A 25,407-nucleotide genomic window follows, 5' to 3' on the forward strand; every position below is an offset into this window, starting at 1 on the left:
TTGGGGCCATGGACCACGACTCCGATACCGATACCCTGACGAACATGGACCTGACCGGCCGCCTGCTTATCGCGATGCCGGGTATGCAGGATCCGCGCTTCGACCAATCGGTGATCTTTGTTTGTGCGCATTCGGACGAGGGCGCTATGGGCCTTGTTATAAATAAGGTGGCGGACGATCTGAAGTTAAGTGACCTGCTGGAGCAGTTGGATATTGATGCAGCGTTGAACGCGCGCCGTCTGCCCATCCATTTCGGAGGTCCCGTAGAATCGGGCCGCGGATTTGTTCTGCATGATCCCGGTTACACGTCGTCTATATCGACGCTAAAGGTCGATGCGCGGTTTTCGATGACCGCGACGCTGGACATTCTAGAGGATATGGCAGCCGGCGAAGGGCCAGCCGCTGCGCTTATCGCGCTGGGCTATGCCGGCTGGGGGCCGGACCAGTTGGAAGACGAGATCACGCAGAACGGCTGGCTCATTGCAGAGGCGACCGAAAAGTTGATTTTTGGCACCGCAAATGAGGCCAAGTGGGGTGAGGCGCTGGGCAGTCTGGGGATCAGCCCGCTGGCGCTGTCATCCGAATACGGTACAGCCTGAGGGCGCGGATCGCCTTTGGCGATGAGTACTCTTTGCCGCGATACCGCACTACCGCGTCCGCTGGACGCCGGGGGCGGCGCGCTATAGAGCGGGCGCTATGCAGACACCCTATGATCCGCCCATGACGCCGCTAAACGTGCTTCACGCCGATCACGAAATGATGGCCGTGGAAAAGCCTGCCGGCCTGCTATCGGTTCCGGGCAAAGGCGCGCATATGGCCGACTGCTTGCTCAGCCGCGTGCAGGCAGCCTTTCCAACGGCACTATTGGTGCACCGGCTGGATCGGGACACATCGGGTGTAATGGTATTCGCGCTGACGCCGCATGCGCAGCGTTTCCTGTCGATGCAGTTCGAGGAGCGGCGTGCGCGCAAAAGTTATATCGCCCGTGTGGCAGGCCGGATGGTCGGCAAGGCGGGCGAAATTGACCTGCCGCTGATCGTGGACTGGCCAAACCGGCCGCGCCAAATGGTGTGTCATGAGACGGGCAAGCCGTCGTTGACAGAGTACCGCGTCATAAAAGTGGGCGAAGATGAAAGCCGTGTACGGCTGCGGCCCCGGACCGGGCGCACCCATCAGCTGCGTGTGCATTTGCTGGCGCTGGGCCATCCCATACTGGGCGATCCGCTATATACGGCGGGCGATGGTTTTGCCCGGATGATGCTGCACGCCGAAGAGTTGCGCATCAACCATCCCGAAAGCAGACGAGGCATGTCGTTTCGCGTGAAGGCGCCGTTTTAAGGGCGCAGCACGCGGTCGGTCAGGTTGAGGCGGGAGGCGATGATGGGTTTCAGCGCATCGGCCAACTCAGGCTCGCCCTCTTGCAGTTGGGCCAACTCATCCAGTCGATTGGCGGCGACCAGCTCCAGCGCGTCGAGGCGGGGGGTGCCATCGGCGCGGCGGGGCAAGGCGCGCACCGGTTGGATCGCCTCAGGGCGTGGCTGCGGTGCGAGGGCGGTCAGCTGCGCGGTATCGAGGGTGGTTTCCACAAATGCATAAAGGCCAACACCCTTCGCAGGTAGCGCGTAGGTCGCCAGCGCCACGCCGCTCACGTCCGGGTGCGCCATCAGCGCCGCTGTCAGGGCTGGTCCATCGCGTTCAATACGGTCCTCAGTGCCTTCGCCGTCGGACCAGTTCATCAGGCGGCGCGTGATGAAATTATACACGCGCTTGCCTGTTGCCATCCAGATAAGCGACGGCAGGGCCTTTTGCGCCAGCATGTTGCGTTCGGACGGAGTCAGCAGGTCGGGCGCATAGGCGCGTTTTTGTTTCAGCAGGTGGCGCAGATCCTCGCGCGCCATGGTGCGAAAAAGGCGTCCGCGTCTGCGGTGAACCGACGCCAACTGAAAGTCGATCACGGCGGCGCGGCCATCCGGCGTCATCAGCCAGTTCTGCGGCTTGGCGATATCGTTATGCGTGACGCCTGCACGGCGCATCTCGCGCAGGAGGCGGCGGGCGTCGCGGTACCATTCGATGTGGTCCGGTTTGGCCAGTTGTAGCGGTGTGCCTTGGGTCCAGCTGCGCAGCAGACCGGTTTTGTCGACCCGCACGAGCGCCGGGCAGCCGGTGATGCCCTCGACAGCGCGCAGGCCGCGTATTTCCTTGCGGGCCAGCGCCCATGCGATGGGGCGCGCGTACCACGGCACGGTGTCCAGCTTGCGCAGCACGACAGGGAAATCGGGGACGCCCTCTAAATCGCCCGATATCGTCTCGGAGAAGATGTCGCGCTTGTGCACGGTCTTTGGCACGAACGCGGCGCGGGCAATGATGTCTGAGGAGATGTCTGGCAGGCTCATGGGGTCTGTCCTAGACGGTTTTTATGCGCAGGCCCAGACCTGTGCAGGAGGCGATTGGGCCAGATCGCTCCGGCCCAATGCTGTTCACATACGCAGATCAGGCGGCGGCTGGGTCGTAGCCAGACACAGACTTCACCTCGATGAAGTCCTCAATGCCCCATGCACCGCCTTCGCGGCCGTTCCCGGACTGCTTCATCCCGCCAAAGGGTGCGCCGGCGCCGCGGCTCTTGCCATTTACCTCGACCATGCCGGCGCGCAGCGCGCGTGCGACGCGGGCGGCACGTGCCGGATCTTGGGTCTGAAGGTAGTCAGTCAGGCCGTAGGGCGTGTTGTTGGCGATAGAAATGCCGTCTTCCTCGGTGTCGAAGGGGATAATCGAAAGGACCGGGCCAAAAATCTCTTCGCGGGCGACGATCATGTTGTTGTTCACGTCCGCAAAGATCGTCGGTTTGACATAAAAGCCGCGGTTCAGGCCATCAGGACGTCCAGTGCCGCCCGCGACGAGGCGCGCGCCCTCATCAATACCCTTCTGGATCAGGTCCTGAATCTTGTCGAACTGAACCTTGTTGACGACGGGGCCGATGTGGTCGCCTTCTTCGCTGGCAGGTCCGACCTTGATTGACTCGGCAACCTTGGTCGCAGTTTCCACTGCTCTGTCATAGACCTCGCGTTGCACGATCATGCGGGTCGGCGCGTTGCAGGACTGGCCCGAGTTATTCATGCAATGGAGCACGCCGCGCTTGACGGCATCATCGTCGGCATCGGCAAAGATCAGGTTTGCACCTTTGCCGCCCAGCTCAAGGCTGACGCGTTTCAGCGAATCGGCGGCCGCCTTTGAGATCAGCTTGCCTGCGCGGGATGAGCCGGTGAAGCTAACCATGTCGACGTCCGGATGCTCGGTTAGCTGTGTGCCGACGCCAGCGCCGTCGCCATTGACCAGGTTAAAGACGCCGGGCGGGAAGCCTGCTTCGTCCATCATCTCGCCGAACACCATCGCCGACAGGGGCGATTCCTCGCTGGGCTTCAGCACCATGGTGCAGCCCGCGACGGCAGCGGCGATCACTTTGAGCGTGACCTGATTCATCGGCCAGTTCCACGGCGTGATCAACGCGGTAACGCCGATCGGCTCATTGCGGATATAGCTGCCGGGGGTGTTGGGGTCATGCGGGTGCTCAAACTCATATTTTTTCGCGGCCGCGATAAAGGCGGCGATATGGCCCGATCCTGCTGCGGCCTGCTGCTGCCGCGCCAGATCAATGGGCGCGCCCATCTCAAGGCTGATGGCCTGTGCCATATCCTCGGCGCGGGCATCATAGACTTTTTGCAGCTTCTCGACCAACGCGATGCGCTGTGCGGGAGTTGTCTTCATCCACTCCGGAAATGCGGCCTTGGCGGCGTCCACGGCGGCGTTAGTGTCGGCCTGACCGCCCAAGCTGATGACGGCGCATGGCTCTTCTGTCGAGGGGTCAATCACTTGGTAATCGCTAGGGGTTGCCGGGTCGGACCAGTTGCCATTGATATAAAACTGACGCTTCTCGATCATGTCGTATCTCCCTTGAATCTTGCGCCGGCCGGGATGCCTGGCGCGCTGCTGTCAGACATAGACCCCGCATCTGGCTCCTGCAAGGTGGGCAACATGGCAAGGGGGGTGCATTTCAATCTAGGGGGCCTTATCTTGTGCGTTGAAGGGCAATTTCCACCTGCATGAAAGGACAGCAACCATGGCACTGCGTATCAACGATACCGTTCCTGATTTCACCGCCGAGACCGACCAAGGCACGATCAAGTTTCACGATTTCATCGGTGATAACTGGGCGATCCTGTTTTCTCACCCCAAGGACTTTACGCCGGTCTGCACCACAGAATTCGGCGCCGTTGCACGGTTAGCGGATGAGTGGAAAAAACGCGGCACGAAGGTGATCGGCGTGTCGGTCGACGGCGTCGAGGATCACAAGAGGTGGAAAGGCGATATTGAGAAAGTCGCCGGCACGAATGCCGGTTTCCCGATCATTGCAGATGAGGGTCTGGAAGTGTCCAAGGCATTCGACATGCTGCCCGCCGAGGCATACATGCCCGATGGCCGCACTCCGAATGACAGCGCGACCGTGCGCGCAGTGTTCATTATCGGACCCGACAAAAAGCTGAAGCTGTCGATGACGTACCCGATGAACGTGGGCCGCAACTTTGCCGAGGTCCTGCGCGCACTGGATGGTTTGCAGACAGCGGCCAAGAACGGCGTCGCGACCCCGGCCGACTGGCAAGTGGGCGAGGACGTGGTGATTCCAACGGCGCTGAACGATGCCGACGCCAAGGACAAATTCGGTGAGTTCAAGACGGTCCTGCCGTACCTGAGGATGGCCAAACTCAAGGGCTAGACCTTAGCAGCTAAATGAACAGAGGCCCCGATGTGGCGTCGGGGCCTTTTGTCGTTCAGCATCAATTCGTTGGCGCCAGATGTGGGGCCGCCGACCACGGTGCTCACACACACTCCGGGGACGATCATTTGCGCCGCCAAGCCAAAACTGACCCAACGGCAGTTTTGCGCGGCAGTCCGCGCATAGGTGCCTCGAACGGGCGAAATCCCGCCAAGGGAAAAACCAAGCTGCTTGCCTGAAAGGGCACTATGGGGCCTAACCGCCGCGTAAAGTCCTTTGGAGATACCCTGCATCATGCTTCTGCGCGCCGTTCTCGTCGCCTCGCTCGGCCTTACCGCCGCCTGCGCAAGCACACCGCCCAAGGCTACGCCGACGGTATCCACCAGCTCTACCACGCGGCTATATCCGGGCGAGACGCCCGAAATTCGCGAACTGGTGAACAAGTATGCAGATCACTATCAGGTGCCCCGCCCGCTGGTGCACAAAGTCATCCAGCGTGAGAGTGATTATCGCCCCAAGGCGCGCAACGGCCCCTATTTTGGAATGATGCAAATCCTGCCCGCGACAGCGCGAGGCATGGGATTTGCAGGAAAGAACAGCGATCTGCTGGACGCCGACACAAACCTGCATTTCGCGGTCAAGTATTTGCGCGGCGCATGGTTGGTTTCGGACGGCGATATCGACAAAGCGGTGATGTGGTACGCGCGCGGGTACTACTACGAGGCGCGCAATCGCTGCCTGCTAGTTGAGACCGAGCTACAGACACGCGAAATCGCCAAGCATTGCGGCTGACGTTGTTTCGCATGGTTTAAGCCAAATTTGCGCTACTTGCGTTTTGCAATGACGCGCAGGATTGGCTAGTGTCAATTCATCGGGCCAGGACGGCCGGAACCTTTTTCCAGAATACACGTGTGGTGCTTGGGAGCGCGTGGGGTGGCGGGGGGTTTCGGCAAGCGCCGGGACCCCCCGTTTTTATTTCAGACTGCATATAGTCGGCGCCATCTAAGCGCATCGCGTGAAAAAGGCCCCGCAGAAGGGGGCCTCTGACACTTAGTTATAGCGCTGCGACGTCGCGCGCCAATCTAGTTTCAGCTATCGATTTCAGCTGTGCACTTGCGCACTTCGTAAACCGCAGCGGATGCACCGGACATGTCGACAACATATGTCTCGGGCGTTTCGGGAAACACGACCAACTCTTGGCCAGCCTCAATATCCCTGACGAAATCGGGGTTGTTGACCAGCACGTAGCCGCCCTCGTAGTTGTCTTCAATGCTGGCGCCGACACCAGTCGCTACGCCGGAATAAAGATTACCGTTGGCGAGAAATGCAACGGCTTGCTCTTCTTCGTTTACCATAACATTTTGCGAAAACAGGCCGAGATAGCCAACGCTCTCGTCTTTGGTAAAGCCGAACTGAACAATGGCGCCAGACTCGGCCTTGTATGAGGCAAAGCAGGAGCCGCGTGTTTCGTTCGCGCGGATCGTCCATGAGCCTGCGTCGCGGAATTTCGTAATTTCGTCGCCTTTTGTTGGCAGCACGTCATCTGTCGCCGCGGCCAAGGGTGTGGCGAAGGCAAGCGCAATCGCGCCGATGGCTGGGTACAATTTATTCACTATGTATCTCCTTATTTTGGAAGCGGCCTATGCCGCCCACAAGGGCCGCAAAAGCGAAATTGCCTTGCTGCTTCCCACAAGAAACTTCTCGCAGCGCTGATAGTTCCATTATGGTCGGATTGGGCGGATGTTATTCAGGCGTCGACGCCTGCCATTTCGCAGATGATATCCCATGCCGCAGGCGTGACCGGCTGCACCGATAAGCGCGCCTGCCGAACCAGCGCCATGTCCGCCAGACGCGGATCGGCCTTTATGCTGTCCAGCGTGACGGGGCGGAGCACAGGCATGAGGGCGCGAATATCGACACATTCCCATCGGGGGTCGCTGGAGGTGGTATCTGGATGGATGGCCGCGCACACCTCGACCACGCCGACGATCGCGCGCTCTTTTTGGCTGTGGTAGAAAAATCCGCGATCGCCGACGGCCATCTGGCGCATGATATTGCGGGCCTGATAGTTGCGCACGCCGTCCCACTGCTCGCCCGCGTCGCCGCGTGCGACCTGATCGGACCAGCCCCAGGCGGACGGCTCGGATTTGAACAGCCAGTATTGCATGAGGTCAGATCACCTTCTTCCAAGGGACAAGTTCGACATGCTCAAAAAGACCCGCATGAAGGTAGGGATCATTTGCCGCCCACGCCTCGGCGGCTTCCATGTCCTCCACCTCTAGAATGACGAGCGATCCGAACATCTGTCCTTGCGCATCCAGCAGCGGGCCGGCCTGCGACACGGCGCCTGACGATTTCAGATAGGCAACATGTGCGTCGCGTGTATCAACGCGGATTTGCAACGCGCCGGGTTTGTCGCGGGCGATGAGGGCGATCAACATTGGTGTAGCTCCTTGTGAGGCATTTACACTTAGCCTAGCGCGCCGCGACGGTGCGCGCAATTTACGCTTTGGCGCCCTTGCGGCCCGATCCCAGCATCGCGGGCGCGGTGCTGTCCAGCGGCCAGCGGGGCCGCGCGGCAAGGGTCATATCGTCTCTATGGCCCGCGCGGAACAACTCGGCGCCGGCATAGGCAATCATCGCGGCGTTATCGGTGCACAGCGCCAGCGGCGGCGCGACGAACTGCGCGCCTGCCTCAGCTGCGACGTGCATCAGTGCGCCTCGGATCGCCTGATTTGCGGCAACTCCGCCCGCGACGGCAATCACGCGCAGATCAGGGCAGGCGGCCAGCGCGCGGCGCGCCTTTTCTGCCAGCACATCGCGCATCGCGGCCTGAAACCCAGCGCAGAGGTCGCGGCGGTCCTGAACCCTTAGCCCACCTTGCGCGGCAACTATAGTATCGCGAGTGCGCAGCAGGGCCGTCTTTAGCCCCGAGAACGACATATCACAGCCGGGCCGGTCCAACATCGGGCGCGGAAAGGCGTATCGCGCTGGATCGCCCAAGGCCGCCTCTGCCTCCACTGCAGGGCCGCCGGGCTGGGGCAAGCCTAGCAGGCGCGCCGTCTTGTCAAACGCCTCGCCCGGGGCATCGTCAATGGTGCCGCCTAGGCGTGTATAGTCCTGCGGGCCGTCGACGCGCAGAAACTGGCAATGCCCGCCCGACACCAGCAGCATAAGGTAAGGGTAGGCCACGTTATCGGTCAGGCGCGGCGTAAGCGCATGACCGGCCAGGTGATTAACCCCGATCAGAGGCAGGTTTGCGCCAGCTGCCAGCCCCTTCGCGCACATGACGCCGGACATGACGCCGCCGATCAGGCCGGGCCCGGCGGTCACTGCGATAGCGTCCATATCCCGTAATTTCAGGCCCGAGGCGCGCAGCACTTCGGCCACGCACAGGTCCAGCTTCTCGGCATGAGCGCGCGCAGCGATTTCTGGCACTACGCCGCCGAAGGCTGCGTGCAACTGCCCTTGGCCTTGTACCGTCTGGGCAAGTATTTCGGCGGTAGCCCCCACGCGCAGGATTGCAGCAGCGGTATCGTCGCAGCTGCTTTCCAGTCCGAGGATGGTCAGGGTGTCGCTCATCAGCTCCGCTCATTGCCTTGCGCGGCGTCCGCCCGTTGCGTGCGTGCCGCCGCCCGCGTATCATTTGGCGAGCCACCTCACAACTGCGGAGCCATGCGTTGCCCCCGGTCATCCTTATTACGCGACCCGAGCCTTATGGCGCCGAATTCGCCGCAACCTTGCGCACGCTGCCGGGGGGCGATCTGCCGACGATCCTGTCGCCTGCGTTGCAAATCGGGGCGCTTGGCACCGTGCCGGACCTTGGCGCTTATCGTTGGCTGATCTTTACCTCTCGCAATGGCGTGCGCTATTTTGCGGGTGCCAGTGCGCGGCGCGATATCCCCGTCTATGCCGTCGGCGACGCCACCGCCGATGAGGCGCGCCGTGCGGGGATGGAGGCTATATCCTGTGGCGGCGACGCGCGCGATTTGGTCGCGCGTATCATCGCAGATGGTGCACGCGGCCCCATGCTGCACCTGCGCGGCGCGCACACGGCAGCTGATATTGCCGGAGTGCTAACGGCCGCCGGGATCAAGACAGACGAGGCAATCCTCTACTCGCAGAGGTCCGCGCCGCTCACGGATGCCGCTCGCGCCTGCCTTATGGGGGATGCGCCTGTGATTGCGCCAGTGTTCTCGCCGCGTAGTGCGGCGGCACTGTTCAATGACGTGCCGACAACCGCTCCTGTCGTGGTTTTGGCGATCAGCGATGCGGCCGCCACGTGCATTCCCGAGGGTGCCGCGCGCGAGGTAATCATCGCAGACCATCCCGATATGGCGGCCATGTTGCGCGCGTGGCCCCAGGCGCTGTCGGCGGCCTATCGCCTTGAGGGAACGATACGCGCAGAGTAAGGTTATAATTCTGATCAATCAGGCAAGATTCGAAGGGGGCTATCGACGTGGCGGATAAAAGTGGGGCCGGAGCAGGCAAAAGTGCCGAAACCGGCAGCGGCGACGATACCAAAAGTTCGGCTTCGGGTAAGGTTAGCGCCAAGGGACGTGCAACTGGCGCGAAACCTAAAGGATCCAAAACGACGTCCGCTAAATCCGCCTCTGCAAAGTCGGCCTCTGTTAAAACGCCCTCGGTCGCCGCGCCGCCGAAAAAAAGCGCCGTCGGCAGCCAAGAGGCGAGTATAAAGCCTGATCCAGCCACGCCGCCGCAGAAATCCAGCGCGCCAGCAGCTACGGGTGGACCTGCCAAGCCTGCAAGCGATACGGCGCCAATTACCACCTCGTCGGTGCCGAAAACGTCGACTGCCAAGGCGCAGCCCGACGCTCAAGCAGCCAAGCCTGATCCAGCGAAGACAGAGCCTGTTAAGCCCGCCACGACTTATCCACCCGCATCACAATCGACCCAAGCCCACTCACCCGCACCTCAGCGGCGCGGTGGCTTCTTGCCGATGTTGCTGGGGGGTGTCTGCGCTGCTGCAATCGGGTTCGGTGCGGCATATTACATCCTGCCGCAGCTGGGCCTGAATGCCCCTGCGGCCGCTACTGATGACAGCGTTGCCGCGCGACTAGACGAACAGACGCAGCGCCTTGATGCGCTGGACCAGCAAATCGCGAACACCCCCGGCGCGGCCGATGCCCCTGACCTGAGCGGTCTGGAGGCGGGCCAACAAGCCTTGGAGGCCCAAATTTCTGAGCAGGCCGAGCAATTGACAGCGCTGGCTGCCCGCATTGATAGCATCGAGGCGCAGCCAGCATCTGGTAGCACCGGTGTATCGTCTGGACAGCTGACCTCATTGCGCGGTGCCGTCGAAGAGCAAGCGGCCCGGCTAGACGCATTGGTGAACGAGGAAGCTCAGCGAAAGGAAGCTGCGCTGGCATCGGCTCAGCAGGCCTTGCGCCTTGCCGCGCTGACGCGCATCGGTACCGCTTTGGACACCGGTTCTGCGTTCGCCCCGGCGCTGGGCGATCTGGAGCGGGCAGGAATGTCGGCCCCAGACGCATTGCAGGAGGTGGCCGAGGCCGGCGCGCCGACCCAAGCGGACCTGCAAGAGAGTTTCGCCCCCGCCGCACGTGCAGCGCTGGCAACCGTCCGCAAATCTGGCGAGGGCGGCGAGGATGCAGGCTTTTGGTCGTTTATGTCGGACCAGCTTGGCGCACGCTCGCTTGAGCGGCGCGAGGGGCCGGGCGTGGATGCCGTACTGTCGCGCGCCGAGGATGACGTAAGGCAGGGCAATCTGCAAAGCGCTCTGACCGAAATCGACGCGCTACCCGAACTTGCCAAGGCTGCACTGGCCGAATGGGCCGCCGACGTGCGCGCCCGGATGCAGGCGGTCGCCGCCCATGACGCGCTTGCCGCGAAACTGAATTGAAAGGGCCCGCCCCAATGCTGTGGTCAATCATAAAGATCGTCGTTTTTCTGGCCCTCGTCGTGATGGTCACCTTTGGCGCGTCCTACCTGCTGGATCTGGACGGAGGCGTGCGTATCGTCATGGCGGGGGTCGAGTTGAACCTGACCCCGCTCAAGGCCGTAATGGCTTTGGCCATCCTGATACTGGGTCTGTGGCTACTGATGAAATTGGCGGCTCTGCTGATCGCGGTGCTCAAGTTCATTAACGGGGACGAGACGGCAATATCGCGCTATTTTGACCGCAATCGCCAAGAAAAGGGCTACCGCGCCCTGTCTGAGGGGATGATGGCGCTGGCCTCGGGCGAGGGCGACGTGGCGATGGCCCGCGCGGCCAAGGCCGAGCGTTACCTGCGCAAACCCGCGCTGACGAACCTTGTTACCGCACAAGCTGCCGAAATGCAGGGCAACCGCACCAAGGCTGAGGAGGTGTATAAACGCCTGCTCAAGGACGACCGCACCCGTTTTGTCGGCGTGCGCGGAATTCTGCGGCAAAAGCTGGCGGACGGCGATACCGAGACGGCGCTGAAATTAGCGCAGACGGCATTTGGCCTCAAGCCTGCGCACCCTGAAATTCAGGACACCCTGCTGCGCTTGCAGACCGGAAAAGAGGACTGGTCTGGCGCGCGCGAAACGCTGGGCGCCAAGCTGAAGCACGGCAATATCCCACGCGACGTTCACAAGCGACGTGACGCTGTATTGGCCTTGTCAGAGGCACGCGACATTGCCGTAGAAGGCAAAACTGTTGAGGCACGCGAAGCGTCAATCGAAGCGAACCGCCTGTCGCCCCATCTGATCCCCGCCGCCGTCATGGCTGCGCGCAGCTACATCGCGCAAGGCGCGCCGCGCTACGCCGCCCGTGTGATCCGCAAAGCGTGGGACCAGCAACCACATCCCGATCTGGCCGCTGCATTTGCTGCCATTGCCCCCGATGAAACGCCGCAGCAACGCCTCAAGCGGTTCGGCAAGTTGATCACGGCGCGCCCGGATCACCGCGAGTCAAAGCTGGTCGAGGCAGAGCTAAACCTTGCCGCCGAGGATTTCCCTGCCGCGCGCCGCGCCTTGGGCGATCAGGTGGAGAAGGATCCAGATGCCCGCGTTCTGACAATCATGGCAGCGATCGAGCGCGGTGAGGGCGCCCCCGACCGTGTGGTCAAGGGCTGGCTGGCCCGCGCACTGGCTGCGCCGCGCGGCCCGCAATGGATCTGCAATAATTGCCAGCATATCCACGGTGATTGGGCACCCGCCTGCGAGAATTGCGGCGCCTTCGACACACTGGAATGGAAGTCCCCGCCGCTGAACGACGTCATTTCGCCCACTGGCATCGAGATGTTGCCGCTGATCATGGGCGACATGGACGGCGTAAGCGCGCAAGATGTAGTGCGCGTGGTTGACGCCGAAATCGTTCCCGAGACACCGGATGCACCCGTCACCCCGGACGAGGTTACACCAGCTGAAAAATAGCCTTTTCGTCTCGGCATACGTGACTCTATAGTTCCGCCACCCAAGGCACCGACCATGGGCCGCTGTAGCTCAGCTGGTAGAGCACGTCATTCGTAATGATGGGGTCGTAGGTTCGAGTCCTATCAGCGGCACCAAGTTCCACATGCAGGTAACGTACAAAGGTCGCATGTCATCGCGGCCCCATCTGCTGGTCGATAAGGTGGAACCATTGCGGGACCGTCTAGTTGATTATGCCTGATGTCCGAGTCTGTATGGCAGGACACGATTTGGGGAACCTTATCCAAATCTCACGCAATAAGCGATTTGCTAACCACTGATGTTATGTAATAAATTGACGTAAGTATAAGAAATACCCTGTCGCACTAGATGCTTAGCGAAGGTTTGATTCCGGGAACTCGAACATGAAAGATGATGTCAGAACTGACCGACAGCCTAGGCTCACGACGGGAACGCGTGGGTTGGATGATGTCCTGCAGGGCGGCGTGACGCCTCAGCGGCTCTACCTCGTCGAAGGCACGCCGGGATCCGGAAAGACTACTCTCGCACTTAAGTTCTTGATGGAGGGTCGCAAAGCGCGAGATCGGGGGATCTACATAACGTTATCTGAAACAGTCGATGAATTGACTGCCGTGGCACAGTCCCATGGCTGGACGCTGGACGGCATCGACTTGTTTGAGATGGTAGCAGAAGATGAGTTTAACTCCGATAACGAGCAGTCCTTGCTGCATCCGAGCGAGGTTGAACTGGGCGAAACAGTACGCGGAATCATTGAGCTAGTCGAAAGAACCAATCCGGCCCGTGTCGTTCTCGACAGCCTTTCTGAATTGCGGCTCTTGGCGCAGAATCCACTTCGTTATCGTCGGCAGATACTTGCACTCAAACACTTCTTCGCGCGTCGAAAATGTACCGTCCTGATGCTTGACGACAGAACAGCCGAACCGGGTGATCTGCAGCTGCATTCTATCGCGCATGGTGTCATCTCTCTAGAGCATTTGGCGAACGATTTCGGATCGGAGCGTCGACGCCTGCGCGTGATCAAGATGCGAGGGCTGAAGTACTACGGTGGTTACCACGACTTCACGATTGAGCGGGGCGGCATCTGCGTTTATCCCCGCCTGATCGCTGCGGAGCACCATCGTAGCTTTTCCAGCGAGCCTGTGACGACCGGTCTGGCTGAACTGGATGCACTTCTGGGTGACGGCCTTTTCCCGGGCACCAACGCTCTGCTGGCAGGGCCCGCTGGTGTTGGCAAGACGACGACTGCGGTGCGCTGTATGATAGCTGCATTGAGGCGCGGTCAGAAGGCGGCGTACTTCTTGTTTGATGAGCGCTTGGCTACGCTGATGATCCGGTCGAAAGCTCTCGACATGGATTTGCAGCCTTTTATTGATAATGGCCTGCTAGAAATCCGGCAGATTGATCCGGCAGAGTTGTCGCCGGGGCAATTCGCAAGCGCGGTCCGGAGTGCGGTGGAAGAGGACGAAGTGAGCATCGTTGTGATCGACAGCCTGAACGCATACCTCCAAGCTATGCCCAGCGACAATTTCCTCGTGCTGCAGATGCACGAGCTTTTGAGCTATCTTGCCCAACAGGGCGTTGTTTCGCTGATGATCCTTGGCCAGCACGGCGTGACCGGTGATCTCAGGTCGGATATCGATATCAGCTATCTGGCCGATACAGTGATGATGCTGCGGTTTTTCGAGGCAGAAGGACAGGTCCGTAAGTCCATCGCTGTCATAAAAACGCGAACGTCCGATCATGAGCGCAGCATTCGGGAGTTCAGCATTGATGGCAACGGCATGTCGATCGGCGCGCCGATCCGTAGCTTCTCGGGCATTCTTTCGGGGTCTCCGGTCTATACACCGAAAAACGACAATCTGCTTTCTCTCGAAACTGGCGACAAGGCCAAGAACGAGTGATCGTACGGCTGGCCCAGCCCGCCCGGGACAGTGACCTATTACCGAACATCGCATCCTCGGTTGCTGTGCTTGCGCCTCGCGGACGTGATGCATCCGTCGCGGGGCAGTTACTGGAAGTAGACAATATCGCTCCGATCTTGGTCGCCAGTCTCGGGGACTTGGCGGAGCTTGTCGTAAATCAAATCGGCGCCGTCCTGATAACGGAAGAGGCGCTGAGTGGGCTCGGGACCGAAGCGCTCAAAAGTGCACTCGAAACGCAACCGACATGGTCAGACGTGCCATTCATCGTTCTGGCAAACGGCGCGGTTAAAGGCCGGAGCGACCGCGCGGCGCAACAGATTGATGCGCTCGGCAATGTGGTTTTGCTGTCACGGCCGCTCCACGCTGAGGAGTTGGTACGGGCGGTGAGGTCAGCACTCAAGGCGAGAGGGCGTCAGCACGAGGCGCGGAAGCAATTGGAAGAATTGCAGCTTCGCGAGCTTCAACTCTACGAGAGCGAAGTAAAATTTCGCGCGATTTCAGATTCTGTAGACCAGATGATTTGGTGTACACTGCCTGATGGTTATCACGATTATTATAATCAACGCTGGTATGAGTTTACCGGCGTTCCGCAGGGCTCGACTGATGGCGAGGCATGGAATGGCATGTTCCATCCCGACGATCAGGAGAAGGCATGGGCCCTTTGGCGACACAGCCTACTGACTGGCGATGTCTACGAGGTCGAATATCGGTTGCGGCACCGGTCAGGCAGCTACCGCTGGGTCTTGGGGCGCGCGCAGCCTATGCGTGACCCAGATGGAACAATCCTGCGCTGGTATGGCAGTTGCACGGATATCCATCAAATCAAGATGGCGGAAGAGCAGCGCCAACTGATGCTAGGCGAGATGAACCACCGTGTAAAAAATACGCTGGCCATGGTGAACGTGATGGTCTCCCAGACTTTGCGGCAGGCAGATAACCTGAGCGATGCTCAGGCCTCGATCCAGTCCCGGATCAGCATGATGGCACAGGCGCATGATCGCCTCATCAGGGCCGCTTGGACAGAGACGCGCATTTGCGAAGTTGTCGAGGCAGCTTTGGCCCCGCACCGCACGGGTGAGGGGCGTTTTTCCATTGAGGGGCCAGATCTGCCGATCGGCTCCAAACAGGCGCTTGCCCTGACGATGGCGCTGCATGAACTTTCGACCAACGCCAGCAAGTATGGCGCGCTGTCGGTCGAAGATGGAAAGGTGCGGGTGGCCTGGTGCGCCGAGGCGGGCGGCGATGAGCGCATTTTTCAGTTCACCTGGAGCGAAAGTAACGGCCCACCCGTCGAGATGCCGACCCGGCGTGGATTCGGCAGCCGCATGATTGAACAGGCGTTGGCTGGCTATTTTAACGGAACGGCGGAACTCATCTACGACTGCAAGGGTTTGAAATTCAAACTTAATGCACCGCTGAGTGGTCTGACGCTTTGACTGCAGAGATCCGAGTGCGATGGTCTGCGAACAAGGGTCGTTATGAAAATTGAGAATAGGCTACTGCCCGCTGTTCTAGTCGTTGAGGATGAGACACTAATTCGGATGGACGTTGTCGACATTATTGAGGACGCGGGTTTCACGGCATATGAGGCCGGATCTGCTGACGCAGCCATCGAACTGATGGAGCGCCACGACAATATCAAAATCCTGTTTACTGACATTGAAATGCCAGGATCAATGGACGGCCTGAAGCTTGCGGCCTATGTGCGCGACAGATGGCCCCCGGTCGCAATACTGATCGTGTCGGGCGCCGTCGGAATGCGAGAGAGCGCCCTACCACAAGGGTCGTCATTCGTCTCAAAGCCCTACGTGACCAGCCATATCACTGAGACGTTGCATGAAATTGCTACCCAGTTGAAGTAAGGCACCTCGCCCGTTTCATCGGTGCGGTCGGAGCGATTTTTTGCGACACATCACTTAGAAAATTTGGCTTCGCGCAATAGTTTGCTTCTCGAATTGTGTCTATGGGCACGCGAAAAATTCGCCGTGAAATGTAACTGTACCCATTTGTGGAACAATAACGCCTAGCTGACGTTTGATGGATGAGCCGCTCGCAATTTGCAGGCGGCACAAAAAAGGGATGCATTCAAATGGGCGGAATTATTTACCTCGTAGGTCTCGTTGTCGTGGTGATGGCAGTATTGTCCTTAATCGGCCTGGGCTGAATTTTCGATTTCAAAGGATAAAAAAATGAATACATTGCAGCCAGATGCATCCACCGACGGATCTTATGTCGATTGGCCCGCGATCTTTGCAGGAACAGTTATTGCTGTCGCAATTGGTCTTCTACTGACAACATTCGGAGCCGCCCTGGGCCTGTCAACGATAACGCTCGACGGAACGGATCAATCGTCAACGTTTGAGCTCATCCTGACCGCGCTATGGATGGTTTTGACCTTAATTGCCGCCTACCTCGCGGGCGGATACATCGCCGGGCGTATGCGTCGCCGTGTCGAAACAGCCAGCCGCGATGAAGTGACTGCGCGCGATGGGATTAATGGTCTGGTCGTGTGGGGGCTTGGTACGATGCTCTCAGCGTTTTTGCTCGCCAATGTTGCGAGCTTTGCAGCCAATACGGCCGGGACGGTTGCCGCGGGGGCCGGTCAGGCCGCGGGCGCCGTGGTACAGGCCGCTGGCACCGCTGTCGGCGGTGTGGCATCTGGTGTTGCGAATGTTGCAGGCGCTGCTATCCCAGACGCCGCCAAGGACGATCCGACAGAATATCTGTCAAACCAGCTGCTACGCCCATCGGAGGTTGATCCGACTACCGCTGACCCTGCAGAGCTGGCTCAACAGACTGGCAGTATTGTTGCAAATGTCTACCGCACAGGCGAGGTCAGCGACGAAGACCGCGAATACCTTGCCAGCGCGGTCGCGGCGCGCACTGATCTGACCCCAGCAGAGGCGTCGGACCGCGTCGATCAGATTATTGCAGAAGCGCAGAGTGCCCGCCAGCAGGCAGCAGACGCAATCGATACAGCACAGGCAGAAGCTCAGCAATTAACTGACGACGCGAAAGCTACAGCAGTTGAGGCTGCTCGCGTGGCGCGCAATGCGGGCATTTTAACTGCCTTTGCATTGGCTGCTGCAGCTCTGATTGCAGGTGTCGCGGCCTTTGCCGGAGCCGTCCACGGTGGCCGTAACCGTGACGAGGGTCGCATCTTCTTTGGTCTGCGCTACGGCGGCTGATCTTAGCGAGTTCAATTAACTAAGCCCCGTCTGCGCATGCGGTCGGGGCTTAGCTGCGACTAAATACTACGAGCGATTTTTTCTATCCGGCGGCGCCTTTGCCTTATTGCTTCGGCAGGGAGATCATCGTGCTGCAAACGCCCGCGATCACCGATGTAGTTATCGCGTTCTACGGGAGATGCGACAAATTTCACCGAGTCCAACAAATAGCTTACTCGCGCGTTAAATCCCGTTCCCACCAGCCGACGTCATGCCACTTGCCAAATTTGAAGCCAACCTCGTGATACGTACCGATGTGGTGGAATCCCATTGCCTCATGCAAGCCCACGCTACCGACATTAGGCAGTGCGATCCCGGCATAAGCCCGATGTAGTTTCTTTTTGCGCAGTTCTGCCAGCAAGTGCTTATAAAGCAATCTACCAGTTCCCGTCCGGCGCACCGTTTCGTCGACATAGACTGTCACGTCGACTGCGAACCGATAACCTGATCTATCGCGGTGTCGACTGGCATACGCATAGCCAATCACATCGCCCTCTCGTTCGGCGACAAGGTAAGGCATCGTTGGCAGTAGTGCTTCTATCCGGCGCGCGATCTCGACCGCAGATGGTGGATCATCCTCAAGCGAAATCACCGACCCTTTCACAATCGGGCCGTAAATCGCCGCGATCGCGGCTGCATCGTTCAAAGAAACTGATCGTATCATTGAACCATGCTGACGAAGATCACTCTAACTTTCAATGCACCGTTGCACGATCTTGGCTGGTAGGCATTTAGCGCCGAAGCAATTCCTGCCGCGAAATCTCAGCACAATAAGAAAAACGTGAGTTTTCAAGTCATACCTCTCGCTCTAAACACCGAGAGGTACCATCGGGGCATTTATACAGATACTATATTTTGTCACAGAAGACGGCTTTTTCTGTCGCCAGCCGTACCCTGTTTGAGCTAGGTTCCGACGTTATGCCAAGGACTGCGACAAATTTTGATCAAACAAAGACATGGACGTTGAGGTAATACCGATTGCTAGCTGACAAACACCCAAAACAAGACTTACGTATCGCGACCCTTCAATCCTACGACGTTTTGGATTCACAGAATGAGGCTGAGTTTGACGACATCGTCGCATTGGCGTCAGCGATCTGCGAATGTCCAGTATCACTCATCAGCTTAGTTGACGATGACAGGCAGTGGTTTAAGGCGCGGGTTGGTTTTGAACCTCACCAGACCGCGTTGGAAAAATCTGTATGTTCACATGCCATTCTTCATGGCGAATTCCTGGAAGTTGCGGATATGTCATCGGACAGCCGCACGTCATCCAATCCGCTCCATACCGGTGATCCGAATGTTAGATTCTACGCTGGTGCCAATCTCATTGCGCCAAATGGCATGGCGATCGGCACTCTTTGCGTGTTGGACACCAAACCACGAACGCTAAGCGCATTTCAGAGGCAGGCTCTGAAAACCTTGTCGCGGCAGGTTATGACCCAACTAGAGCTTCGCAAGAAGCTACTGCAAGAAGAGGCGCTGAAAGGCGAGATGGACCACCGTGTCAAAAACTCGCTGCAAACAATCGCGTCGGTGATGCGCGTTGCATCCCGCGGGATTAAAGACCGCGAAGCGCTGGACGTTCTTGAATTGGTAGAGAGGCGAATTTCCGCAGTTGCGTCTTTGCACAGCGAGTTGTTGGGGAGCGGGGGGAAAGGCTTGGTCGACGCAAGGCCGTACCTCGAACGTGTCGTACAATTATTGGAGGATGTGGCTCCCGAGCATGTCAGAATAACCGTAAGTGCGGCAGATGTCGTGATTGATGCGCGTAAAGCCTCTGCGATTGGTATGATTGTTAGTGAATTTGTGGCCAATTCAATGAAACATGCGTTTCCCGGCGCGCGTCAGGGGCTGGTGCAGATTTCGCTGGTCCAGAGTGCTGCCCGAGAGGGCTGGACCCTCTCGTGCCAGGACGATGGGGTAGGACAAGAACAAGCTGTTGGCGCCACGTCAAGTCGCGATGATACCGGCCTCGGAGCGGTTCTCATGTCCTCTGCTGCGGCACAGCTGGACGGTCATTTGGAATATGAGGTGACTCAGAGCGGCACCGTTCTGACCGTGAAGTTCAAGCATTAAGTTGGCAGTTCCCCCCTGCATCAAAGTTCGCTTCATTCACGCTGTTCGGCAGCGGCGGAAGGTCCGTTTAGTCGTCCAAGCCTGTCTCACTGAAAAGCCTGAGAGGATAGTCTGGACGCGACGGGAGAGATGCAGGTTGCCCTGTCAGGCGGGCTGCGGCCGCAGCCGCAATTCGGCGGCCCGCGCATGCCCCTCCATCCCCTCGACCCGGCTGATCCGCGCGGTGCGCAAGGCAAGCTCGTGCGAGGCGGCGGCGTTACAACGCTGCCATGTCACGGTCTTGGTGAATTTATGCACCGACAGCCCGCCCGTGTAGCGCGCCGCGCCACTGGTCGGCAGCACATGGTTCGGGCCCGAGGTCTTGTCCCCGAACGCGACCGTGGTTTCCTTGCCTAGAAACAGCGAGCCATAGGCCGACAGCCGGTCCAGCCACCAATCCAGATCGTCGGCCTGCACCTGCAGATGTTCGGGCGCGTAGCGGTCCGACACCTCGGCGGCCTCTTCGCGGGTGTCGCAGAGGATCACTTCGGCGCGCTCAGACCAGGCGGTACGAGCCGCCGTCCTGTTCGGCTCTGGCAGGCTGTCGATCACAGAAGGAACAAGGGCAATCACACCTGTCGCCAGGGCCTTGTCGGTCGCCACCAGCCAGACGGGGCTGTCGGTGCCGTGTTCGGCCTGACTGATGAGATCCCAAGCGACGGTATCAATCGAGGCGGTGTGATCGGCGATGACCAGCGAATCCGTCGGCCCGGCGAACATGTCGATGCCGACTTCGCCGAACAGCATGCGCTTCGCCTCGGCGACATAGCTGTTGCCGGGACCGACGAGGATATCGGCAGGCTTGCCGCCGAACATGCCCTTGGCCATGGCGGCGATCCCCTGCACGCCGCCGAGGTTCAGGATCAGATCAGCGCCGCACAAATCCATCGCAAATACGATAGCGTCGGGGATGCCGATATCGGGCCGGGTGGGGGAGACGGCGGTGATGTGCGGCACGCCCGCGACCTTGGCCGTGGTGATCGTCATCAGCGCGCTGGCCACGTGGCTGTAGCGGCCGCCGGGCACATAGCAACCTGCGCTCGACACCGGGATTTGTTTCTGGCCGGCGAACAGGCCGGGCATCACCTCGACCTCGCATTCGCCCATCGTTGCCTTCTGGGCCTCGGCAAAGCGTTGGATGTTGGCCTGCGCAAAGCGGATGTCGTTCTTGAGATCCTCAGGCACGCGGGCGCAGGCGGCACGTCGGGCCTCGTCAGACAGCACGATGTCGCCAGACCAGCCGTCCAGCTTTTGCGCGTAATCGCGCACTGCCGCCTCTCCCTCGCGCTCAATATTGGCCAGCATGATGGCGACGATATCGCGTGTATCCCTGTTTTCGACCGCAGGACGGGGAACGGCGGTTTTCAAATAGGTGATTGCCATGGGGTCAACTCGATTTCATTTGGGAGTGGTCACGTATCGCGCCCGCCAGAACATCGACTGTATCGATGATTGGAATGGCCGAGGACAAGCTGGGTGCGAGGAGCGAGAATTCGGAGCATGCAATGAAGACAAGCGCCGCGCCTTTGCCCGCAAGTTCGCTCGCTGCGTGTGACAGGATGCGGCGGGTCGCGGGCGTGAGTCCGTGGGCCTTGATGCTGCGGATAGCGCTCAGCAACTGGTCGGTGTCATCTGGCCAAAGGGCGGTGAGGCCCGCGCGTTCCAGCGCCGGATCAAGAACGCCGACCAGACGCACTGCGGGTGACGCCAGAATGCCGATGCTGGAGCCCTTTGGCACGATCTCTGCTGCGCGGGCGACAGCTAGGTCGACCATATTCAGAAGCGGGATGGACACCGCCGCCTCGATCTGCGGGGCATAGTGGTGGGCGGTGTTGCACGGCATGGCAAGCGCCGTGGCGCCGGCGGTCTCTAGCCTTCGCGCCATCTCGGCTAGTGTCGGGGCGGGGTCGCGGCCAGTGCCTTCGATCAGATGGGCGATGCGCGAGGGCACTTGTGGATTCATGTCGATCAGGAGCGGCACATGATCGCCATCGTCGCGCGCCGTCACGCTGGCCAAGACCCTCTGTTGCAGCAGTATGGTTGCCTCGGGCCCCATGCCCCCCAAAATGCCAACGACATTACGCGTCATAGGGCAACCTCCCTGGCCGCTTGACTGGCGAACAGAGGGTAGCGCTGCAGTCGGTGTGATTGCAGGACGGCCACTGCGGCGACCGCCCCCTGCCTGGTGAGCGCTCTGGTGGATCTGCGTGCCGCACCGGCGTCAATCATTACAGAGTGACCCAGCGATCACTGCTGTCAAAGGCGAAATCGTATCCGCCGAGGGCCGCCGCACCGCCGGTATGCAGAAACACAACCCGCTCGTCCTTGAACTCGCCCTTGCGCGCCAGATCTATCAGGCCAGCCGCCCCCTTGGCCGAATAGCAGGGGTCCAAAAGGATACCCTCCAACTCGGCGAACATGCGGATCGCCTCGATGCCGCTGTCCGTTGGTAGGCCGTAGCCCTCGCCGACGTAGTTGGTATTGGCCATGACGTCTTCGCGCTTGACCACGCCGGGGCAACCCAGCTTATCGGCCGTCTTGCACGCCAGATCGTAGACCATCTGCTCTTGTTTGGGTTGCGGCGCGCGGGTGCCGATGCCCAGCACGGGGATCTGCGCGTTCATCGCGCACATACCAGTGACAAGGCCGGCCTGCGTGCCCGACGACCCGGTGGCATGGACGATACGGTCGATCCTGAGGTCCACGTCATTGAACTGGCCCAGCAACTCGAACGCGCAATTCACATAGCCCAAAGCGCCGGTCGGGTTCGATCCGCCGCCGGGGATGACGTAGACTTTGTGCCCCTCAGCGCGCTTCTTTTCAGCCGCACGCTCCATCTCGGCGGGCATGTCATGGCCACCGGGAAATTTTTGAGTCGTCGCGCCATGCAGATGATCCAGCAGGACGTTGCCATTGGTGTTGTAGTTGGCATCGTCATAGCCGGTGCGATCCTCAAGCAGGATGTGGCAGGCCAGCCCCAGCTTGGCGGCGGCCGCGGCGGTCTGGCGCCCGTGGTTGGTCTGGGTCGCGCCTTGGGTCATCACCATGTTGGCGCCCTGTTCCAGAGCCTCGGCCATCAGAAATTCCAGTTTGCGGGTCTTGTTGCCGCCGGTGGACAGGCCGGTGCAATCATCGCGTTTGATCCAAAGCTCAACGCCCAGTTCGTCTGATAGGCGTTTCATCGGCTCCAGAGGAGTGGACAGATGGGCGAGGTGAACGCGCGGAAAGCGAGACAGGTGCATGGTGGGATCCTTGTGGTTACGAGGTGGGAATGCGAAGGGCCGCTGTCGCTGACAGCTGTCCCCGTCGCAGCAAAGAAGATACGCCGAATTCGTCGGCGTGTAACTTGGAGATACCGGGCGGGCTGCTAACGCCGCAGAGCGCTGACGCTAACATAATGCACCGCCCAACCCGCTCACCCGCGCATCAGGGCGTAATCGGGATCGTAGGGCGAGGGCGCAATGACCTCAACACCGACAAGATCACCGTAGAGGTCAAGCTGCATGGTACTGCCCGGCGCGGCAAGATCTGGATCGACAAAGGCATAGGCCAAATTAAGCCCAACCCGGTGACCCCAATCGCCGGAAGTGATTGTACCAACCACTTTGTCATCCTGCATCAGCGAGGCGCCGCCATGGGCCGGGGCATGGGCCGCGTCCACCTTCAACGTCACGAGCTTCTTGCGCAGGCCCTCGGCCATGCGTTTCAGCAGGGCCTCTTTGCCGATGAACTCACCCTTCTCCGGTTTGACGAAGCGATCAAGCGACGTCTCGAACGGATCGAACTCGGTCAGAAGGTCCGCTTTCCAGTGCAAAAAGCCCTTCTCCATCCGCATCGAGTCGACCGCGCGCGCGCCGAACAGCTTGAGCCCATGCGCCTCGCCAGCCTTACGTAGCGCCAGATAGGCGGCATAGAGCGAGGCGTTGGGTACGTGGATCTCGTAGGCCAACTCGCCCGAGAAGCTGACGCCCAGCACGGTCGCCGGGGCGAAGCCGATAAAGCTTTCGCGGACGCTGAGCCAAGGGAAAGCCTCGCGCGTCCAGTCGCCCCGTGAACAGGCCGATAGAACGTCGCGCGCCTTGGGGCCCGCCAGAACGAGGATCGTCTGGTCATTGGTCAGGCTGCGGATCGAGACGTCTTCGCCGTCTGTCAGATGCTCTTGCAGCCAGTCCATGTCATGGAACTCGCTCGCCGCCGCCGAGCCGTACCAGACACGCTCTGGCCCGCGATCGCTGGCGGGCAGGTTGGCAATCGTCGCCTCGCCCTTGACCATGCCGTGATGATTCAGCAGGTAGCCCAGTCCGACGCGGCCATCGCGCTTGGTCACCGCGCCGCAGAACATACGGTCGAGGAAACTGTGCCGGTCCGCGCCCGTAATCTCGAACCGGTTGAAGCCGTTGACCTCGCAGAGGCCAACGTTGTCCTGCACGTTCTTGATCTCGGCCGCGATCACGTCCGTCGCCTCGTCAAAATTGAAGCTGAGTGTGGGGTGGAAATCAGGGGTAGGCTTGATGTAGTCGACGCGCTCCCATCCGTTCACCACTGTGAACTCGGCCCCTTCGGCGGCAAAGATGGGCGTCAGCGGCGTGGTCTTGGCCGGACGGCCTGCCGGGCGATGCTCGTGCGGGAAATGGAAGCGGAACTCGTTTTGGTAATCCTCGATTGACTTGAGCGCGGTCAGCTCGACATTGGTGTGCCCGGTAAAGCGGCGCGGGTCGATCACCCAAGTGTCGTAGCAGGCCTCGCCATGCACGATCTGCTGTGCCAAAATCCAGCCATGCCCGCCGCCTTCGCCAAGGCCCGCGCGCAACCCGATGATGCAAAAGGCATTGCGCTTTCCGGGGATTGGTCCAACCAGCGGCGCGCCGTCGATGGTGTAGGTAATCGGGCCGTTGACGACGCGCTTTATGCCGACATCGGCCAGCACGGGCATCCGCTCGAACGCGCCCTCCAGTACGTCCATCACCCGGTCCAGATCGTCGGGGCACAGATCGTTTGAGAAGCTCGGGCTGATCCCGTCCATCCCCCAGGTCCGGCACCCCTGCTCGTAAAAGCCCACCAGCAGTCCGTTCTTTTCCTGCCGGGAATAGTAGTCCGAGATCGGGCAGCGCAGCAGCGGCATCCGGCGGCCCGCCTCTGCGATGGCCGGAATGTCCTCGGTCACGAAATACTGGTGCTCCATGGAGGCGACGGGATGCTGCACCCCCATCATCGCGCCCACCTCGTTCACGCGGTAGCCGCAGGCGTTCACGACGATATCGGCGTCGATCGTGCCTTTGTCGGTCTCGACGGTCCAAGTGTCGTCGTCTTTCTGGGTCAGACCGGTGACGTTGGTCTGGCGGTACACTTCCGCCCCCGCCTTGCGCGCGTGAAAGGCCAGCGCCTGACACAGTTGCGCGGGGTCGATATCGCCGTCCTCACCATCCCAGAGACCGCCCAACAGGTTGTCGGTCGAAATGAGGGGGTGGCGGCGCGCGCATTCCTCGGCGTCGATGACCTCGTAGGTCACGCCCATCCCGCGCGCCATCGACGCAAAATGGCGATAGCCCTGCATCTGCGCTTCGGTATTGGCCAGCCGGATGCCGCCGTCGCCGTGATGATAGCCGACCGGATACTCCGGATCGTCGCGCAACTTCTTGTAAAGCGCGATGGAGTGGCTCTTGAGGCCTACCATCGTCTGGTTGCCGCCGAAATTCGTCACCTGCGCAGCGGAATGCCAGGTCGTGCCGGAGGTCAACTCGTCACGCTCGACCAAAACGACATCGCTCCAACCCTCTTGGGTGAGGTGATAGAGCGTCGAGCAACCGGCGATACCGCCGCCGATGACAACAACCTTGGTCCGCGATTTCATGGGGGTGTCTCCGATAGAACCTGGCGAAGTAGGGAGCGGAAGGTGCCATTGCTGCAACGTCAGAGGCGGAGAATATCAAAATATCGAAATGTATTTGTCATGATATGCTAAAAACGCAGAAAT

At 60.1% G+C, this 25,407-nt stretch carries 23 protein-coding genes and 1 tRNA gene; 13 read left to right on the forward strand and 11 right to left on the reverse strand.

Translation table 11 applies throughout. From position 1 onward, the window contains the following. The first annotated feature begins 44 nt into the window (after positions 1–44). Both MK6180000_RS19170 and MK6180000_RS19175 read left to right on the forward strand, forming a co-directional pair. Positions 45–599: a YqgE/AlgH family protein gene (locus MK6180000_RS19170; RefSeq protein WP_138936591.1), complete on the forward strand. Its 555-nt coding sequence runs from the start codon at positions 45–47 to the stop codon at positions 597–599. Between the two features lie 97 nt (positions 600–696). Then, a complete protein-coding gene (locus tag MK6180000_RS19175) occupies positions 697–1,338 on the forward strand; it encodes a pseudouridine synthase (RefSeq protein WP_138936189.1) in 642 nt (213 codons plus the stop codon). Here MK6180000_RS19175 and MK6180000_RS19180 read toward each other — a convergent pair. Both MK6180000_RS19180 and MK6180000_RS19185 read right to left on the reverse strand, forming a co-directional pair. Then, positions 1,335–2,393, reverse strand: coding sequence for a serine/threonine protein kinase (locus MK6180000_RS19180; RefSeq protein ID WP_138936190.1), 1,059 nt, complete (start codon positions 2,391–2,393; stop codon positions 1,335–1,337). The two genes, MK6180000_RS19175 and MK6180000_RS19180, sit on opposite strands and share 4 nt — an antisense overlap. 97 nt (positions 2,394–2,490) lie before the next feature. Next, positions 2,491–3,936, reverse strand: a complete 1,446-nt coding sequence (locus MK6180000_RS19185) for an aldehyde dehydrogenase family protein (RefSeq protein ID WP_138936191.1) — start codon at positions 3,934–3,936, stop codon at positions 2,491–2,493. A gap of 178 nt (positions 3,937–4,114) precedes the next feature. Between MK6180000_RS19185 and MK6180000_RS19190 the strand changes: the two genes are divergently transcribed. Then, positions 4,115–4,768, forward strand: a complete 654-nt coding sequence (locus MK6180000_RS19190; RefSeq protein WP_138936192.1) for a peroxiredoxin — start codon at positions 4,115–4,117, stop codon at positions 4,766–4,768. Positions 4,769–5,062: 294 nt separating this feature from the next. Continuing rightward, complete coding sequence (locus MK6180000_RS19195; RefSeq protein WP_138936193.1) at positions 5,063–5,560, forward strand: transglycosylase SLT domain-containing protein; 498 nt, start codon at positions 5,063–5,065, stop codon at positions 5,558–5,560. Between the two features lie 296 nt (positions 5,561–5,856). Here the strand turns inward: MK6180000_RS19195 and MK6180000_RS19200 are convergent, their stop codons facing one another. From MK6180000_RS19200 to tsaD, 4 genes are all read right to left on the reverse strand, one after another. Then, positions 5,857–6,381 (reverse strand): hypothetical protein, encoded by a 525-nt coding sequence (locus MK6180000_RS19200; protein WP_138936194.1) that lies wholly within the window; start codon positions 6,379–6,381, stop codon positions 5,857–5,859. 134 nt (positions 6,382–6,515) lie between these two features. Further along, positions 6,516–6,935, reverse strand: coding sequence for an EVE domain-containing protein (locus MK6180000_RS19205; RefSeq protein ID WP_138936195.1), 420 nt, complete (start codon positions 6,933–6,935; stop codon positions 6,516–6,518). Between the two features lie 4 nt (positions 6,936–6,939). Then, positions 6,940–7,209: a YciI family protein gene (locus tag MK6180000_RS19210; RefSeq protein WP_138936196.1), complete on the reverse strand. Its 270-nt coding sequence runs from the start codon at positions 7,207–7,209 to the stop codon at positions 6,940–6,942. Positions 7,210–7,270: 61 nt separating this feature from the next. Continuing rightward, on the reverse strand, positions 7,271–8,350 hold the full coding sequence (tsaD, locus tag MK6180000_RS19215; RefSeq protein WP_138936197.1) for a tRNA (adenosine(37)-N6)-threonylcarbamoyltransferase complex transferase subunit TsaD: 1,080 nt from the start codon (positions 8,348–8,350) through the stop codon (positions 7,271–7,273). Between the two features lie 98 nt (positions 8,351–8,448). On the opposite strand from tsaD, the gene MK6180000_RS19220 reads away from it, so the two are divergent. From MK6180000_RS19220 to MK6180000_RS19255, 8 genes are all read left to right on the forward strand, one after another. Then, positions 8,449–9,180: a uroporphyrinogen-III synthase gene (locus MK6180000_RS19220; protein WP_171054697.1), complete on the forward strand. Its 732-nt coding sequence runs from the start codon at positions 8,449–8,451 to the stop codon at positions 9,178–9,180. 47 nt (positions 9,181–9,227) lie between these two features. Then, positions 9,228–10,649: a hypothetical protein gene (locus MK6180000_RS19225; protein ID WP_138936199.1), complete on the forward strand. Its 1,422-nt coding sequence runs from the start codon at positions 9,228–9,230 to the stop codon at positions 10,647–10,649. 14 nt (positions 10,650–10,663) lie between these two features. Then, positions 10,664–12,148 (forward strand): heme biosynthesis protein HemY, encoded by a 1,485-nt coding sequence (locus MK6180000_RS19230; RefSeq protein WP_138936200.1) that lies wholly within the window; start codon positions 10,664–10,666, stop codon positions 12,146–12,148. A 58-nt stretch (positions 12,149–12,206) separates the two neighbouring features. After that, a tRNA-Thr gene (locus MK6180000_RS19235) sits at positions 12,207–12,282 on the forward strand. A gap of 267 nt (positions 12,283–12,549) precedes the next feature. Then, a complete protein-coding gene (locus tag MK6180000_RS19240) occupies positions 12,550–14,067 on the forward strand; it encodes an ATPase domain-containing protein (protein ID WP_138936201.1) in 1,518 nt (505 codons plus the stop codon). After that, on the forward strand, positions 14,064–15,524 hold the full coding sequence (locus MK6180000_RS19245; RefSeq protein ID WP_246040579.1) for a sensor histidine kinase: 1,461 nt from the start codon (positions 14,064–14,066) through the stop codon (positions 15,522–15,524). The genes MK6180000_RS19240 and MK6180000_RS19245 overlap by 4 nt, the downstream gene beginning before the upstream one ends. Before the next feature lie 42 nt (positions 15,525–15,566). After that, entirely contained in the window at positions 15,567–15,950 is a 384-nt protein-coding gene (locus MK6180000_RS19250) for a response regulator (RefSeq protein WP_138936202.1), read from the forward strand. A gap of 327 nt (positions 15,951–16,277) precedes the next feature. Next, entirely contained in the window at positions 16,278–17,276 is a 999-nt protein-coding gene (locus MK6180000_RS19255) for a F0F1 ATP synthase subunit B family protein (RefSeq protein WP_138936203.1), read from the forward strand. A 211-nt stretch (positions 17,277–17,487) separates the two neighbouring features. Here the strand turns inward: MK6180000_RS19255 and MK6180000_RS19260 are convergent, their stop codons facing one another. Then, positions 17,488–17,979, reverse strand: coding sequence for an arsinothricin resistance N-acetyltransferase ArsN1 family B (locus MK6180000_RS19260; RefSeq protein ID WP_138936204.1), 492 nt, complete (start codon positions 17,977–17,979; stop codon positions 17,488–17,490). Between the two features lie 314 nt (positions 17,980–18,293). Here MK6180000_RS19260 and MK6180000_RS19265 point away from each other — a divergent pair, with 314 nt between their 5' ends. Continuing rightward, positions 18,294–19,394 carry a histidine kinase dimerization/phosphoacceptor domain -containing protein gene (locus tag MK6180000_RS19265; RefSeq protein WP_138936205.1) on the forward strand — a complete coding sequence of 367 codons (1,101 nt, stop codon included), beginning with the start codon at positions 18,294–18,296 and terminating at the stop codon, positions 19,392–19,394. Positions 19,395–19,538: 144 nt separating this feature from the next. Here MK6180000_RS19265 and hisD read toward each other — a convergent pair whose 3' ends face one another. From hisD to MK6180000_RS19285, 4 genes are all read right to left on the reverse strand, one after another. Beyond that, on the reverse strand, positions 19,539–20,816 hold the full coding sequence (gene hisD / locus MK6180000_RS19270; RefSeq protein ID WP_138936206.1) for a histidinol dehydrogenase: 1,278 nt from the start codon (positions 20,814–20,816) through the stop codon (positions 19,539–19,541). A 4-nt stretch (positions 20,817–20,820) separates the two neighbouring features. Beyond that, complete coding sequence (gene cuyB, locus MK6180000_RS19275; RefSeq protein WP_138936207.1) at positions 20,821–21,522, reverse strand: cysteate racemase; 702 nt, start codon at positions 21,520–21,522, stop codon at positions 20,821–20,823. A gap of 139 nt (positions 21,523–21,661) precedes the next feature. Further along, a complete protein-coding gene (cuyA, locus tag MK6180000_RS19280) occupies positions 21,662–22,675 on the reverse strand; it encodes a D-cysteate sulfo-lyase (RefSeq protein ID WP_138936208.1) in 1,014 nt (337 codons plus the stop codon). 173 nt (positions 22,676–22,848) lie between these two features. After that, a complete protein-coding gene (locus MK6180000_RS19285; protein ID WP_138936209.1) occupies positions 22,849–25,284 on the reverse strand; it encodes a GcvT family protein in 2,436 nt (811 codons plus the stop codon). Between the last annotated feature and the right edge of the window lie 123 nt (positions 25,285–25,407).

The sequence above is a fragment of the Roseovarius arcticus genome (genome assembly GCF_006125015.1).
Lineage (GTDB): Bacteria > Pseudomonadota > Alphaproteobacteria > Rhodobacterales > Rhodobacteraceae > Roseovarius > Roseovarius arcticus.

Bases quoted from the DNA above. Each gene is read 5' to 3' on its own strand.
- MK6180000_RS19170 (WP_138936591.1), top strand. From the start codon at position 45: ATGGACCTGACCGGCCGCCTGCTTATCGCGATGCCGGGTATGCAGGAT.
- MK6180000_RS19175 (WP_138936189.1), top strand. From the start codon at position 697: ATGCAGACACCCTATGATCCGCCCATGACGCCGCTAAACGTGCTTCAC.
- MK6180000_RS19180 (WP_138936190.1), bottom strand. From the start codon at position 2,393: ATGAGCCTGCCAGACATCTCCTCAGACATCATTGCCCGCGCCGCGTTC.
- MK6180000_RS19185 (WP_138936191.1), bottom strand. From the start codon at position 3,936: ATGATCGAGAAGCGTCAGTTTTATATCAATGGCAACTGGTCCGACCCG.
- MK6180000_RS19190 (WP_138936192.1), top strand. From the start codon at position 4,115: ATGGCACTGCGTATCAACGATACCGTTCCTGATTTCACCGCCGAGACC.
- MK6180000_RS19195 (WP_138936193.1), top strand. From the start codon at position 5,063: ATGCTTCTGCGCGCCGTTCTCGTCGCCTCGCTCGGCCTTACCGCCGCC.
- MK6180000_RS19205 (WP_138936195.1), bottom strand. From the start codon at position 6,935: ATGCAATACTGGCTGTTCAAATCCGAGCCGTCCGCCTGGGGCTGGTCC.
- MK6180000_RS19210 (WP_138936196.1), bottom strand. From the start codon at position 7,209: ATGTTGATCGCCCTCATCGCCCGCGACAAACCCGGCGCGTTGCAAATC.
- tsaD (WP_138936197.1), bottom strand. From the start codon at position 8,350: ATGAGCGACACCCTGACCATCCTCGGACTGGAAAGCAGCTGCGACGAT.
- MK6180000_RS19230 (WP_138936200.1), top strand. From the start codon at position 10,664: ATGCTGTGGTCAATCATAAAGATCGTCGTTTTTCTGGCCCTCGTCGTG.
- MK6180000_RS19240 (WP_138936201.1), top strand. From the start codon at position 12,550: ATGAAAGATGATGTCAGAACTGACCGACAGCCTAGGCTCACGACGGGA.
- MK6180000_RS19250 (WP_138936202.1), top strand. From the start codon at position 15,567: ATGAAAATTGAGAATAGGCTACTGCCCGCTGTTCTAGTCGTTGAGGAT.
- MK6180000_RS19255 (WP_138936203.1), top strand. From the start codon at position 16,278: ATGAATACATTGCAGCCAGATGCATCCACCGACGGATCTTATGTCGAT.
- MK6180000_RS19260 (WP_138936204.1), bottom strand. From the start codon at position 17,979: ATGATACGATCAGTTTCTTTGAACGATGCAGCCGCGATCGCGGCGATT.
- hisD (WP_138936206.1), bottom strand. From the start codon at position 20,816: ATGGCAATCACCTATTTGAAAACCGCCGTTCCCCGTCCTGCGGTCGAA.
- cuyB (WP_138936207.1), bottom strand. From the start codon at position 21,522: ATGACGCGTAATGTCGTTGGCATTTTGGGGGGCATGGGGCCCGAGGCA.
- cuyA (WP_138936208.1), bottom strand. From the start codon at position 22,675: ATGCACCTGTCTCGCTTTCCGCGCGTTCACCTCGCCCATCTGTCCACT.
- MK6180000_RS19285 (WP_138936209.1), bottom strand. From the start codon at position 25,284: ATGAAATCGCGGACCAAGGTTGTTGTCATCGGCGGCGGTATCGCCGGT.